Source organism: Sphingomicrobium arenosum (assembly GCF_026157085.1).
Lineage (GTDB): Bacteria > Pseudomonadota > Alphaproteobacteria > Sphingomonadales > Sphingomonadaceae > Sphingomicrobium > Sphingomicrobium arenosum.
The window spans coordinates 445333-458287 of record NZ_JANPVN010000001.1; the positions used below are offsets into that span (position 1 = coordinate 445333).

Annotated in this window: 15 protein-coding genes; 8 read left to right on the forward strand and 7 right to left on the reverse strand. The window is 65.9% G+C overall.

What is annotated here, in order from left to right:
- Positions 1-26: 26 nt before the first annotated feature.
- Positions 27-470 (reverse strand): cytidine deaminase, encoded by a 444-nt coding sequence (locus tag NUW51_RS02010; protein WP_265562286.1) that lies wholly within the window; start codon positions 468-470, stop codon positions 27-29.
- 50 nt (positions 471-520) lie between these two features.
- On the opposite strand from NUW51_RS02010, the gene NUW51_RS02015 reads away from it, so the two are divergent.
- Entirely contained in the window at positions 521-2251 is a 1731-nt protein-coding gene (locus tag NUW51_RS02015; protein ID WP_265562287.1) for a bifunctional metallophosphatase/5'-nucleotidase, read from the forward strand.
- Between the two features lie 43 nt (positions 2252-2294).
- On the forward strand, positions 2295-2753 hold the full coding sequence (locus NUW51_RS02020; RefSeq protein ID WP_265562288.1) for a hypothetical protein: 459 nt from the start codon (positions 2295-2297) through the stop codon (positions 2751-2753).
- A gap of 6 nt (positions 2754-2759) precedes the next feature.
- On the opposite strand, the gene NUW51_RS02025 is transcribed toward NUW51_RS02020, so the two are convergent.
- Complete coding sequence (locus NUW51_RS02025) at positions 2760-4211, reverse strand: AMP nucleosidase (protein WP_265562289.1); 1452 nt, start codon at positions 4209-4211, stop codon at positions 2760-2762.
- A gap of 47 nt (positions 4212-4258) precedes the next feature.
- Between NUW51_RS02025 and NUW51_RS02030 the strand changes: the two genes are divergently transcribed.
- Entirely contained in the window at positions 4259-4534 is a 276-nt protein-coding gene (locus tag NUW51_RS02030; RefSeq protein WP_265562290.1) for a DUF167 domain-containing protein, read from the forward strand.
- Here NUW51_RS02030 and NUW51_RS02035 read toward each other — a convergent pair.
- The 5 genes from NUW51_RS02035 to NUW51_RS02055 form a co-directional block, all read right to left on the reverse strand.
- Positions 4531-5772, reverse strand: coding sequence for an amidohydrolase family protein (locus NUW51_RS02035; protein WP_265562291.1), 1242 nt, complete (start codon positions 5770-5772; stop codon positions 4531-4533). The genes NUW51_RS02030 and NUW51_RS02035 overlap by 4 nt on opposite strands.
- Before the next feature lie 105 nt (positions 5773-5877).
- Entirely contained in the window at positions 5878-6441 is a 564-nt protein-coding gene (rpsI, locus tag NUW51_RS02040; RefSeq protein ID WP_265562292.1) for a 30S ribosomal protein S9, read from the reverse strand.
- A complete protein-coding gene (gene rplM, locus NUW51_RS02045; protein ID WP_265562293.1) occupies positions 6441-6920 on the reverse strand; it encodes a 50S ribosomal protein L13 in 480 nt (159 codons plus the stop codon). The genes rpsI and rplM overlap by 1 nt, the downstream gene beginning before the upstream one ends.
- 146 nt (positions 6921-7066) lie before the next feature.
- Positions 7067-7405, reverse strand: coding sequence for a divalent-cation tolerance protein CutA (gene cutA / locus NUW51_RS02050; RefSeq protein WP_265562294.1), 339 nt, complete (start codon positions 7403-7405; stop codon positions 7067-7069).
- On the reverse strand, positions 7402-8442 hold the full coding sequence (locus tag NUW51_RS02055; protein ID WP_265587905.1) for a COX15/CtaA family protein: 1041 nt from the start codon (positions 8440-8442) through the stop codon (positions 7402-7404). Before NUW51_RS02055 ends, cutA begins: the two co-directional genes overlap by 4 nt.
- 137 nt (positions 8443-8579) lie before the next feature.
- On the opposite strand from NUW51_RS02055, the gene NUW51_RS02060 reads away from it, so the two are divergent.
- The 5 genes from NUW51_RS02060 (at position 8580) to NUW51_RS02080 (ending at position 12953) form a co-directional block, all read left to right on the forward strand.
- The gene (locus NUW51_RS02060; protein WP_265562295.1) at positions 8580-8948 is read left to right on the forward strand and encodes a MerC domain-containing protein; all 369 of its coding nucleotides are present in this window, start codon (positions 8580-8582) and stop codon (positions 8946-8948) included.
- 44 nt (positions 8949-8992) lie between these two features.
- The gene (locus NUW51_RS02065; RefSeq protein ID WP_265562296.1) at positions 8993-9463 is read left to right on the forward strand and encodes a Fur family transcriptional regulator; all 471 of its coding nucleotides are present in this window, start codon (positions 8993-8995) and stop codon (positions 9461-9463) included.
- A 61-nt stretch (positions 9464-9524) separates the two neighbouring features.
- A complete protein-coding gene (gene dxs / locus NUW51_RS02070; protein WP_265562297.1) occupies positions 9525-11447 on the forward strand; it encodes a 1-deoxy-D-xylulose-5-phosphate synthase in 1923 nt (640 codons plus the stop codon).
- 50 nt (positions 11448-11497) lie between these two features.
- A complete protein-coding gene (locus tag NUW51_RS02075) occupies positions 11498-11827 on the forward strand; it encodes a diacylglycerol kinase (protein ID WP_265562298.1) in 330 nt (109 codons plus the stop codon).
- A complete protein-coding gene (locus NUW51_RS02080; RefSeq protein WP_265562299.1) occupies positions 11820-12953 on the forward strand; it encodes an endonuclease/exonuclease/phosphatase family protein in 1134 nt (377 codons plus the stop codon). Before NUW51_RS02075 ends, NUW51_RS02080 begins: the two co-directional genes overlap by 8 nt.
- Positions 12954-12955: the final 2 nt, after the last annotated feature.

The window sequence follows — 12955 nt, forward strand, 5'->3', positions numbered from 1 at the left end:
CGACCCGAAGCCGATGCGGTTGGGCTTCAGGCGCCGTCTTCGAGGTTCTTGGGCCCGAATCCGTGGGGGAGGATCGCCTCGATGGTGAGGCGTTCCATGGCCTCGCCATCGCCCGAGGCGGCGAGGATCTCGATATCGCGGCCCGAGAGATGTGCGGCCTCGAGGATCGCCTGGCGGCAGCCGCCGCACGGCGTAACGGGGGCCGCGCCCTGCAAGGCGTCGCCCGAGCCGTCACCGCCCGCGACCGCGATGCGCTTCACCTTGTCGAGCCCGAAGGCATGCTGCGCAGTGGTCAGCGCGGATTGCTCGGCGCACAAGCCGAGGCGATAGCAGGCGTTTTCCATGTTGGCGCCGGTGACGATATGGCCATCCACGCTCTCGATCGCACAGCCGACCGAGAAACCCGAGTAGGGTGCATAGGCCTTCAAGGCGGCAGAACGGGCGAGGGCGATCAATTCTTTTTCGGTCATGACATTGTCCCTAGTCGCGGCTAGCCAGCGAACGCAAAGGAGTTTTCACGATGCGCCTCGTTTCCGTTTCGCTGCTGGCCCTCGCGGTGGCCGCCTGTTCTTCCACCCCGCCGATAGAAACGGGGCCGGTCGTGACCGAGGTGCAATTGCTGGCCTTGAACGATCTGCACGGACGACTGGAGGCGCCCGAGGAAGCGGTGTCCGTGACGATGGCGGACGGCAGCGTGGCGACCGTGCCCGCGGGCGGCGCGGCAATGCTGGCAGGTGCCTTGAAGCAGTATCGCACCGGGGCGAGCATGACGGTGGCGGCGGGCGACCTCATTGGCGCCACCCCGCTGGCAAGCGCGTTGTTTCTCGACGAGCCGACAATCGAAGCGCTGGACCTGATGGGGCTCGAATATTCGGCACTTGGCAATCACGAGTTCGACAAGGGCGTGCCCGAACTGCTGCGCATCCAGAACGGCGGCTGCGACCAATTCACCGACCGCGCGCCCTGCGCTCTGGACGGCAGCTTCGACGGCGCCGATTTCACCTACATGGCGGCCAATGTATTCCTGCCCGACGGGACCAATCTCTTGCCCGACGCCTTCGTGAAGGATTTCGGCGCGGTGCAGGTCGGCGTGATCGGCCTTCCGCTGGTCGATGTGCCCGGGCTGGTCGCGCCCAACCTCGTCGACGGGCTCGTCTTTACCGACGAGGCGGAGGCCGCCAATGCGCTGGTGCCGCGGCTGATCGCGGAAGGGGCCGACACGATCGTCCTTCTGATCCACCAGGGCGCGCGCGGGGTCGAGCGCTGGGACGACAAGGGATGTGCGGGCCTGTCGGGCGACGTGCTGCCGATCGTCGAGAAGCTCGATCCGGCGATCAGCGTGGTCGTCTCGGGGCATACGCATTTTTCCTACACCTGCACCTTGCCGATGGCGGGCGGAGAGGGCGAGCGGCTGCTGACCAGCGCGGGGCGCTATGGTGCTTTCTTCACCGACATCCGGCTGGAATTCGTCGGCGAGGAACTGGTCGCCAAGCGCGCCGACAATGTGGTGGTGCAGGGCGAGGCCTTTGTGGGGCGGGACGGCGAGACGATCGCGCCCGACCCGCGTTTGCCGCTCTTCAACCCCGATCCCGCGGTCGAGGCGCTGGTCGCTCGCACGGTCGGCGCGGCGCGCGAGCAGATGGATCTCGTCGTCGGGCGGCTCTCGGGCCCCGCGCCCGACCATCCCGACGATTATGAGAGCCCGGTCGCCAATCTCATCGCCGATGCGCAGCTTGCCTCGACGCGAGCGCAGGGGCGGGGCGGGGCGGACATCGCCTTCATCAACGGCGGCGGGGTGCGCGCGGCGCTGGTGCCTGGGGTGAATGGCCATCTGACCTTCGAACAGATTTTCACCGTCCAGCCGTTCGGCAACACGCTGATGACGATGACGCTCTCGGGCGCGCAGCTGAAGGCGCTTCTCGAACAGCAGTTCATGACCGCAGAGGGGGAGACACGCGAATATCACCTCATCCCGAGCGGCAATTTCGCCTTTGCCTATGACATGACGCGCCCGGCCGGCGACCGGGTCGTGTGGATGCGGCTCGATGGCGAGGACGTGGATCCCTCGCGCGACTATCGCGTGACCGCCAACAATTTCATCGCGGCGGGCGGCGATGGCTATACGGTCTTCAAGCAGGGCCGCGACGTGACCGGCGGAGGCAATGACCTCGACGCGCTGGTCGCCTGGCTCGCCGACGGGCGCGCGGTGCCCGCGGTGGGGCGCATCACCGACTTGACGCCGCGTCGCTGAGCCCGCAGCCTCGCAGGGCTCGGACCATGGAGGGAGCGCGTCGATGCGAGTGACGATGATGATGATGGCGGCAGGGCTGGCGCTTGCCGGCTGTCAGCAGCAGGCAGGGGTCGAGAGCGCGCGAACCGGTCCGAAGGTCATCCCGCCAGCGACCGCGGTGCTGGCGGCCGCCGACATGGCGCCGCGCGGCTATCCGGGGCGCTTCGGCTTTACCGTGCAGGCGGGCGCGCAGGTCGGCGGCTGGGAATATCTCAACAGCCACGATGATTATCGCGACCAGCGCAACCTGTCGGTTCGCATCGCCCGTCCGGCCCGCCTCGCGCTCGAGGCCGATCATGGCGCGCCGTTGCACGAGACGCTGAAGGGCAAGGCGATCGAGGTCGACGGGGTGGCGATGCGCACGCGCATTACCTTCTCCGCCGACGGCAAGCCGACCGACAAATATTATTACCAGACGCAGGTCGAGGTTCGACGCCCCGACCAGCTCGTCGTCCTCGAATAGGAAAATCTAGCGAAGCGGCGGTTCGTCGAAGCTGCGCAGTTTGCGGCTGTGCAACCCGTCGCCTTCGTCGCGCAGATGATCGAGCGCCTCGATGCCGATGCGCAGATGCTGGCTGATCGCCTTTTCATAAAAGCTGTTGGCCTGACCGGGCAGCTTGAGTTCGCCGTGCAGGGGCTTGTCGGAGACGCACAGCAGCGTGCCGTAGGGGACGCGGAAACGATACCCTTGCGCGGCGACGGTGGCCGATTCCATGTCGATCCCGACCGCGCGGCTCTGGTTGAAGCGCATCGCCGACAAGGTGTAGCGCAGCTCCCAGTTGCGATCGTCGGTGGTGACGACGGTGCCGGTGCGAAGACGCTTCTTCAAATCTTCCTCGCCCTCCCCGGTGACGTCGAGGGCGGCGCGGTACATGGCGGTCTGTACCTCGGCGATGGCGGGGATGGGGATCTCGATCGGCAGCATCTCGTCGAGCACATGATCGTCGCGCAGATAGGCGTGCGCGAGGACGTAGTCGCCGATGGTCTGCGACGGGCGCAAACCGCCGCAATGGCCGATCATCAGCCACGCCTCGGGCCGCAGCACCGCGATATGGTCGCAGATCGTCTTGGCGTTCGACGGGCCGACGCCGATGTTGACCAGCGTCACCCCTTCGCCATTTTCGGCGATGAGGTGATAGGCGGGCATCTGGTGGCGACGCCACGTGCCAGCCGCGATCTGCGCCTCCGCATCGGCGAGCTGGCCGCGCTCGTAATAGCCGCCGGGCACCGAGAAAGCGGTGTAGCGGCTGCCCTCCTTACGCAATTCGTCGATCGCGAAGCGGACGAATTCGTCGACGTAGCGGACATAGTTGGTGAACAGGACATAGCGCTGGAAATGCCAGGGCGAGGTGCCGCTGTAATGCTTCAAGCGCGCGAGGCTGAAGTCGGTGCGCGGGCCGTCGAACAGGGCGAGCGGACGCGCCGGGTGTAGAGAAAAGTCCCACACGCCGTCGGCCACTTCATCGCCGATCTGTTCGAGCTCGGTCGAGGGGAACCAGCGCGACAATTCGTTCGAGGAAATGCCCGACAGGTCGAGGTCGGCCTGGTCGAGGACGAACGGGTAGGGGATCTCGCTATGGCTGCGCCCGACCGAGACGGTCACGTCATAGTCGCGCACGAGATGGACGAGCTGTTCCTTCAAATAGGCGCGGAACAGCGCGGGGCGGGCGACCGACGTCGTATAGGTGCCGGGGATGTTAAGCCTCGCGAAGGCGCGACCCGGCACGGGCGTCTCGCCCTTGGGATCGTGGTCGATCCTGAGTTCGGGATAAGCGAAGCGACCTTCCGCGCGCGCGCCCTCGTCGGGCTTGGTGCGGTCCTTGGCATAGGCGCCGAGGTCGGTGTGGAGGTTGGCAACGCTGGTTTCGTAAATGGCCTCGAGTTCTTCGAGGAGGCCGTCAATCATATCTTCTTTCGTCATGGCGCATCGCTTGGCGAAAAGCGGCGCGGCTGGCAAGAGCGAGGGTCATGGAAGCGACATGCCAGATCGCGGTGCGGGTCACGCCCAAGGCGAAAAAGCCGGGGGTGGTCGGCTGGCGCGAGGATGCGGCGGGCGAACGCCGCCTCGAAGTTCGCGTCGCCGCGCCGCCCGAGGACGGCAAGGCGAACCGGGAGCTGTGCGTCACGCTGGCCAAGGCCCTTGGCCTGCCCAAGAGCGCGGTGCGGGTGGTGGCGGGCGAGACGAGCCGCATGAAACGGATCGAATTGCCCGCGGAGGCGCAAGGCGCGGCGCGCTCGCTTTAGTCCTGACGGACGATCTCGCCGCCTTTCATGACGAGCCGGACATCGCGGATGGCCTCGATGCGCGCGGAGGGATCGCCCGCGACAATGATGAGATCGGCGAGCAGGCCGGGGGCGATGCGGCCCCGATCATCGAGGTCGAAGATGGCGGCATTGCCGCTGGTGGCGGCGCGCAGCACGTCTTCGGCTTCCATCCCGTAGGCGACCATCAGTTCGAGCTCGAGATGGTTCTGGCCGAAGGGATAGGCGCCGACGTCCGAGCCCACGCACATGGTGACGCCCGCCTCGAGGGCGGCGGCAAAGGCGGCGCGGCTGTTGGCGACGACGGGCGGGGCCGGTTCGCTCCCGTCCCAGCCGCCGAATCGCGTGATCTGGTCGATCACCGAGACGGTCGGGCAATAGGCGGTGCCTTCCTCGGCCATGACGCGAAAGGCTTCGAGATTGCCCATGTCGCCATGTTCGATCGTGTCCGCCCCCGCGCGCGCGGCGCGGATCATCGAGGCGGGGATGCGGGCGTGGACGGCGACGTTGCGGCCGCCCTCCTTCGCCGTGGCGATCCCGGCGGTGAGCTCGTCGAGCGAGAAACTCGGCACCTTGCCCTCGCCGGGGCGCCAATTGGTGTCGGCATAGAATTTGATGACATCGGCACCGCCGCCCATCTGGCGGCGCACGGCGCGGACGAGCTCTTCGCCGTCAGCCTCTTCGGCACCCACATGGACATGGCCGTCGCGATCGACGGGGATGGGGGGATAGGCGCCGGTGGCGACCAGCGCGCGCGTGGCGATGAGGAGGCGGGGGCCGGGGACGAGGCCTTCGTCGATGGCGCGCTTCAGGCCGACATCGGCATAGCCGGCGCCCTCGGTGCCGAGATCGCGCAAGGTGGTGAACCCCGCCATCAGCGCATCCTCGGCATAGCCGACCGCGCGTGCGGTGCGATAGGCATCGCTTTCCTGCGCGACCTGCACGTCCCAGTCGGTCAGCGCATAACTAGTGAGGAAGAGGTGGCTGTGCCCGTCGATGAGGCCCGGCAGGAGCGTGCCCGGCACCGCGATGGTGCGCGCATCGGCAGGCGCATCGAGGTCAGGGCCGACGGCGCGGATCGTCTCGCCATCGACGAGGACCTGCCAGCCCTCGTGCATCGCCTCGCCATCGAACACGCGCTCGGGGACGAGGAGGGTGGGCTGGGCGATGGCGGCGCAAGGCGCGACGATCGTGGCGAGTAGGGTAGCAAGGATCCGCATGGGTGCGAGGCTATGCGGACATTCCGGGGAAGGAAAGACCAAAGAAAAAGGGCGGCGCCTTGCGGCACCGCCCCAATTTTTCTGCTCGTGCAGTTCGGTGAACGCTTAGCGCTTCGAGAACTGGAACGAACGACGTGCCTTCGCACGGCCGTACTTCTTACGCTCGACCACACGGCTGTCGCGGGTCAGGAAGCCCGCGCGCTTGATGGTGGTGCGCAGCGCCGGCTCATACTTGGTCAGCGCCTGGGCGATGCCGTGGAGCACCGCGCCGGCCTGGCCCGACAGGCCGCCGCCCTTGACGGTGGCGATCACGTCATACTGGCCGGCACGATCGGTGATGCCGAACGGCTGGTTGATGACGAGACGCTGCGTCGGACGCGCGAAATAGACCGACTGGTCGCGGCCGTTGATGGTGATCTTGCCCGAACCCGGCTTGACCCAGACGCGCGCAACGGCGTCCTTACGACGGCCGGTCGCATAGGCGCGGCCATACTGGTCGAGTTCCTGCTCGCGCAGCGGGGCTTCCGGCTGGGCCGGCGCTTCGGGAGCGGCAGCGGTGTCGCCGTCGGTCGCTTCGGGAGCGGTGACGGTGTCTTCCTTGGTGGTGCCGGCAGTCTGCGCGCCGGTCAGTTCCTTGAGGTCCTCGAGACCCTTCTTTTCGTCAGCCATTACGCACCCACCTTGTTCTTGCGGCTCATCGACGCGACGTCGAGCGTTTCGGGGTTCTGGCCACCGTGCGGATGCTCGGTGCCGTTGTAGAGATGCAGGTTCTTCATGACCGCACGGCCAAGCGGACCGCGGGGAACCATGTTCTTCACGGCCTTCTCAAGCACGCGCTCGGGGAACTTGCCCTCGAGGATCTTGGCAGGCGTGGTCGACTTGATGCCGCCGGCATAGCCGGTGTGCTTGTAGTAGACCTTGGTGTTCGCCTTGTCCGAGGTGAAGCGGACCTTGTCGGCATTGATGACGACGACATGGTCGCCGCAATCGACGTGCGGCGTGAAGCTCGGCTTATGCTTGCCACGGATGTGGTTGGCGATGATCGCGGCGAGACGGCCGACGACCAGATTTTCAGCATCGATGATGTGCCATTTCTTTTCGACCTCGGCCGGCTTGGCCGGCTTGGTGGTCTTCATCAGCGCCTTCATGGCCTGATCTCCCGTTGAAAAAGACGAAAGGCACGGGACGAACCCATGCCGTTGGGCGCGCTAATGACGTCGAGACGCGAGAAAGTCAAGCAATCCGGGCGGTTGCTGGCGGGTAATATGATACCGCCATTCGACAGGTCCCGTTCTCAGCCGCGCTTTTTCGGGCCGACGTTGGCGAGGATCCAGTCGTGATAGTCGCCGGGCAGGCCGGTGATCGGCCAGACGGTGATCGCCGGATTGTCGTAGCTGTGCAGCTTGCGGACGCGATCGACGAGCGCGCCGACCTGGCCCTGCACGCTCTTGGCGATCATCGGCACTTCGGTGGCGCGCTCGACCTTGCCTTGCCAGCGATAGATGGAGGTGGCGGGGCCAAGGATGTTGCAGCAGGCGGCGAGCCGTTCCTCGACCAGCGCGGTGGCGATGGTTTCGGCCTCTTCGGCCGAGCCGCAGACGATGTAGACGCTGGCAGCCTGATCGTCCGTCATTTGGCTCTCCCGATGATATGGGTGCCCCAGGCGGTCGCGGCGACGAGGAGCGCGCCGACGGCCTGGTGCAGGACGGCCAGCGTGATGTTCATGCCGCTCATCACGGTGGCGATGCCGAGCAGGATCTGCACGCCCAGAGCCGAATGGATGGCGATCGAAGCGCGGCGGTCGACGGGCTTTACGCGGCGCGCCAGCACGACCAGCGCGGCGACCGCGACCCATGCCCACCAGCGGTGGAGGAAATGCAGCAGGAAGGGGTCGTGCGTGAGCGTGTAGAGGGGCCCCATCGCCCAGTCGATCCCGGCGGGCACGAACGCATCGTTCATCAGCGGCCATTCGGTGGTGATGTACCCCGCATCGAGCCCCGCCACCCACGCGCCGAGCAGCAGCTGGACGAAGAGGATCGTGATGACGCCGATCGACAGGCCGACGAGCCGGGCGGGGCGGGCGTTGCCCTTGGCGAGCTGCCTGAGATCGAGCGCGGTCCAGACGAGCCCGGCAAGGATGAACAGCGCGGTGAGGAGGTGCGCCGAGAGGCGGAAATGCGACACGTCGGTGCGGTCGGCGAGCCCCGACTGCACCATGAACCATCCGAGCGCGCCCTGGCTTGCGCCCAACGCGAGCAGCGCGAGGAGGCGCGGCCTATAGCCTTGCGGGATGGCGCGGCGGATCCAGAACCAGGCGAGCGGCACGGCGAAGGCGAGGCCGACGAGGCGCCCGAGCAGGCGGTGGAACCACTCCCAGAAATAGATGAACTTGTAGCTTTCGAGCGTCATGCCCGCAGGGCCGTTGATCTCGATATATTCGGGCGTCGCCTGATAGAGCGCGAATTGCGTCTCCCACGCGGCTTGCGACAGGGGCGGGAGCGTGCCGGTGACGAGGTCCCAGCGGGTGATCGACAGCCCGCTTTCGGTCAGCCTTGTGATGCCGCCGACGACGACCATGAGGAAGACGAGGCCCGCCACGGCCAACAGCCAATGGGCAATGGCGATGGGGCGAGCAGTGGCGCCCAGCGGCGCGGCAACGGGACGATCCATGTTCATGGCGCGGCGCTATGCCGCGAAACGGCGAAAGAGGGAAGGGGAACCAAGGGCTTAGGAAAAATCGTCGAAAAGAACATTTTCGATGGAATGTGATATTGTCACTTTAACCTTTGAGGCCTATATGCAGGCGCATGAACGCGATGCTTCGCCAACCCACGAGCCTCGATCGGCTGGCCATCGGCCTGTCGGGTCTTTGTCTCGTGCACTGTCTCGCGACCGCCGTATTCGTCGCGACGCTGGCGAGCGCGGGCGGGCTCTTGGGCAGCGAACTCGTCCACGAGATCGGCCTCGGCGTGGCGATGATCCTCGGCGCTTTTTCGCTGGGGCGCGGCATCACCGAACATGGCTATATGATGCCGAGCGCGGTGGGCGGTCTCGGCCTTGGCGCGATGGGCGGGGCGCTCACGCTGCCGCATGACGGCAGCGAACTGGTCGCGACCATGGTCGGCGTCGGCATTCTCGCGCTTGGCCACCGCCTCAACCAGATGGCGCGCGACTAGGCGGATCGCTTGTCTGGGGCGCGCGGCGCTCCTATAACAAGGTCATGGCCGAGCAGCACGAACATCATCACCATCATCATCAGGGCGCCGACCTCAAGGTCGCGGCGCGCGACCAGATGATTGGGCAGGGCGAGCAATGGACCGACATGCGCGCCGCGGTGTTCGATGCGCTCGCGACCTTCGACCAGCCGGCATCCGCCTATGACATCGCCGAAAAGGTAGGGCAGGCGCGGGGCAAGCGGGTTGCTGCCAACAGCGTCTATCGCATCCTCGATCTGTTCGTGAACGCCAATCTCGCCGCGCGGGTCGAGAGTGCCAACGCCTATGTCGCCAATGAGCATCCGGGCTGCCTGCACGACTGCATCTTCCTCATCTGCGACGATTGCGGCAAGGCGACCCACCTCGATGATGACGTCATCTCGGGCGGGGTGCGCGAGGCGGCCGCGGGCGCGGGTTTCAAGGCCAAGCGTCCGGTCATCGAGGTGCGCGGCACCTGCGAGGATTGCGGCGACTAGGTCTTTCGTCCGATACCGATAGTGTGATGACACGTGCTTTCGGGCTCGTTAGGGTCGCGTCATGACCAAACGCCCCGACACGCCGCTGCTCGATACGGTCGAGTATCCTTCCGACATCCGCAAGCTGGACAAGAGCCAGCTGCGGCAGCTCAGCGATGAACTTCGCGCCGAGATGATCGATGCCGTCTCGACCTCGGGCGGGCATCTGGGATCGGGGCTCGGCGTGGTCGAGCTCACCGTGGCGATCCATTATGTGTTCGACACCCCCGATGACCGGCTGATCTGGGACGTCGGGCATCAATGCTATCCGCACAAGATCGTGACCGGCAGGCGCGATCGGATCCGCACCATCCGCCAGGGTGGCGGGCTGTCGGGTTTCACCAAGCGCGCCGAGAGCGAATATGACCCGTTCGGCGCGGCGCATAGCTCGACCTCGATTTCCGCCGGTGTCGGTTTCGCCGTGGCCAACAAGCTGGCCGGTCGCGAAGGCCGCGCCATCGCGGTGATCGGCGATGGGTCGATGAGCGCGGGGCTCGCCTATGAGGCGATGAACAATGCCGAGCAGGCGGGCAATCGGCTGGTCGTCATCCTCAACGACAATGACATGTCGATCGCGCCGCCCGTCGGCGGGCTGTCGCATTATCTGGCGCGGCTGGTATCGAGCGAGGCCTATCTTGGCGTGCGCGACTTTGCCTCGCGCCTGATCCGCCGCATCTCCAAGCGCGTCCACAAGAGCGCCTCCAAGGCCGAGGAATATGCGCGCGGCATGGTGACCGGCGGCACGTTGTTCGAGGAACTGGGCTTCTATTATGTCGGCCCGGTCGACGGCCATGACGTCGAGACGCTGGTCGATATTCTCGAAAATGTCCGCGACGCCGAGGAAGGGCCGATCCTCGTTCATGCCCGCACCGTGAAGGGCAAGGGCTACGAGCCGGCCGAAAATGCCGCCGACAAATATCATGGCGTCGCCAAGTTCGACGTGGTCTCGGGCGAACAGAAGAAGAGTTCGGGCGGGCCGCCCTCCTATACCAAGGTATTCGCCAATGCGCTGATCGCCGAGGCGGAGCGCGACGACAAGATCGTCGGCATCACCGCCGCCATGCCCTCGGGCACGGGCATGGACGCCTTCGAACAGGCCTTCCCCGAGCGCATGTTCGACGTCGGCATCGCCGAGCAGCATGGCGTATGCTTTGCCGCCGGTCTGGCCGCGCAGGGGCACAAGCCCTTCGTCGCCATCTACTCGACCTTCCTTCAGCGCGCCTACGACCAGGTCGTGCACGACGTGGCGATCCAGAATTTGCCCGTGCGCTTCGCGATGGACCGCGCCGGCCTCGTCGGCGCCGATGGCTGCACCCATGCGGGCAGCTTCGACCTTGCCTATTTGTGCACGCTCCCCAATTTCGTCGTCATGGCCGCCTCCGACGAGGCCGAATTGACGCACATGGTGCATACCATGGCGATGTATGACGATGGCCCTATTGCGGTGCGTTATCCGCGCGGCGCGGGCACGGGGGTCGACATCCCCGCACAGCCCGAAAAGCTCGAGATCGGCAAGGGCCGCATCGTCAAGGAAGGCAAGACCGTCGCGCTGATGTGCCTCGGCACGCGCATGGAGGAATGCAAGAAGGCGGCTGCCATGCTCGAGGCCAAGGGCCTCAGCGTGACCATCGCCGACATGCGCTTTGCCAAGCCCTTGGACGAGGCGCTGATCCGCGACCTCCTGTCGCGCCATGAAGTCGCGGTGACGATCGAGGAGGCCGCGGTCGGCGGGTTCGGCGCGCATGTGCTGACGATGGCTTCGGACGAAGGCATTACCGACAGCGGCGTCAAGATCCGCACCATGCGCCTGCCCGACACCTTTCAGGACCAGGATGCGCCCGATAAGCAGTATGAAGAGGCCGGACTGACGGCACCCGACATCGTCGAGACGGTGCTGACCGCGCTGAAGCGCAACGACGTGCGCGACGAAGGGGTGGTCGCCTGAGCGACAATCGCTTCACCGTCGCGGGGCGGGCGAAGGCCTTCACCTTTGCGTTGAAGGGCCTGAAGGCGCTGTGGCGCGAGGAGCCGACCACGCGCTTTCATGCCGTCACCAGCATCGCCACCCTGCTCGCGGCGCTGGCCCTCGGCCTGGCGCGGTGGGAATGGGCGCTGATCGTGATCATGATCGGGCTTGTCTGGTTCGCGGAAGCCGTCAATACGGCGATCGAGCGGCTCGCCGATGCCGTGACGCTCGAGCATCATCCGCTCATCGGCAAGGCCAAGGACGTGGCCTCGACCTCCGTCTTCCTCGCCAGCCTGACGGCGACGGCCGTGGGTGCGCTGATATTCGTCCCGCACATCTTGGCGCTGATCGATGGATAGCGCCGAGGGCCGCATCACGCCGCATTATGTCGGCTGGCGGCGCTGGGCCATTCACGGGCTTGGACTGCTGGCCCTGTTGCTCGCGCTGGTCGCGTTCCTGCCCGCCTGGCAGACCGACCTGTGGTTCATCCGCATCTTCGACTATCCGCGCATGCAATTGGGCTTTGCCGGTCTCGCGGTCGCCTTCCTCTACGCCATTCTCGTGCCCGACGTGCGGCGCGGGCGCTCGCTGTTCATCGTCTCGGTATTGCTGGTCGCGACCGCCTGGCAGTTCCTCCATGCCTCACGCTTCCTGTTTTTCTATCCCAACGAAGTCGCGGGCGTTGAAAAGTGCGCGCCGGAAAAGCAGCTCTCCATGCTGGGCGCCAATGTCCTGATCGAGAATGAGGATTATGCAGCGATGCTGCGCGTGGCCGAGGCCGAGCAGGCCGATATCATCCTCCTCACAGAAAGCGATGCGGCGTGGCAGGAAGCGATGCGCCCGCTGCACGAGGCCTACCCTTATCGCATCGCGGTGCCGCTCGAGAATAGCTACGGCATGCACCTCTATTCGCGCCTCCCCATGACGGGGGAGGTGAAATATCGCGTGCAGGACGACATTCCCTCGATCGATGCCCGTGTCACGATGCGCGATGGCAGCGAGGTCCTCGTCTATGCCATCCATCCCGAACCGCCCCGTCCGGGCGATGATACGGGCGAGCGCGATGCCGAACTGGTGCTGGTAGGACGCGAGGCGCGCGACGAGGGCGGTGCCTCGATCATCCTCGGCGACTTGAACGACGTCGCCTGGTCGAAGACGACGAAACTGTTCCTCGAAGTGTCGGGGACCCGCGATCCGCGCGTCGGTCGTCGCCTGATGCCGACCTTCAACGCCAACTGGCCGATGATGCGCTGGCCGCTCGATCACCTGTTCCTGTCGCCGCACTGGGGGTTCGTCGAGATGGACCGGCTCGATCATATCGGTTCGGACCATTTTCCCGTGAAGTTCACGGTCTGCCTGACCCACGATGCCGAAAAGCGACTGGTGGCGCGCGATGCGGATCGCGACGCCGAGGCCGAAGCGAGCGAGCAGTTGCAGGAGGGGCGCGAGGAAGAAGCGACCGAGGTCGACGGCAAGAAATATTGAAA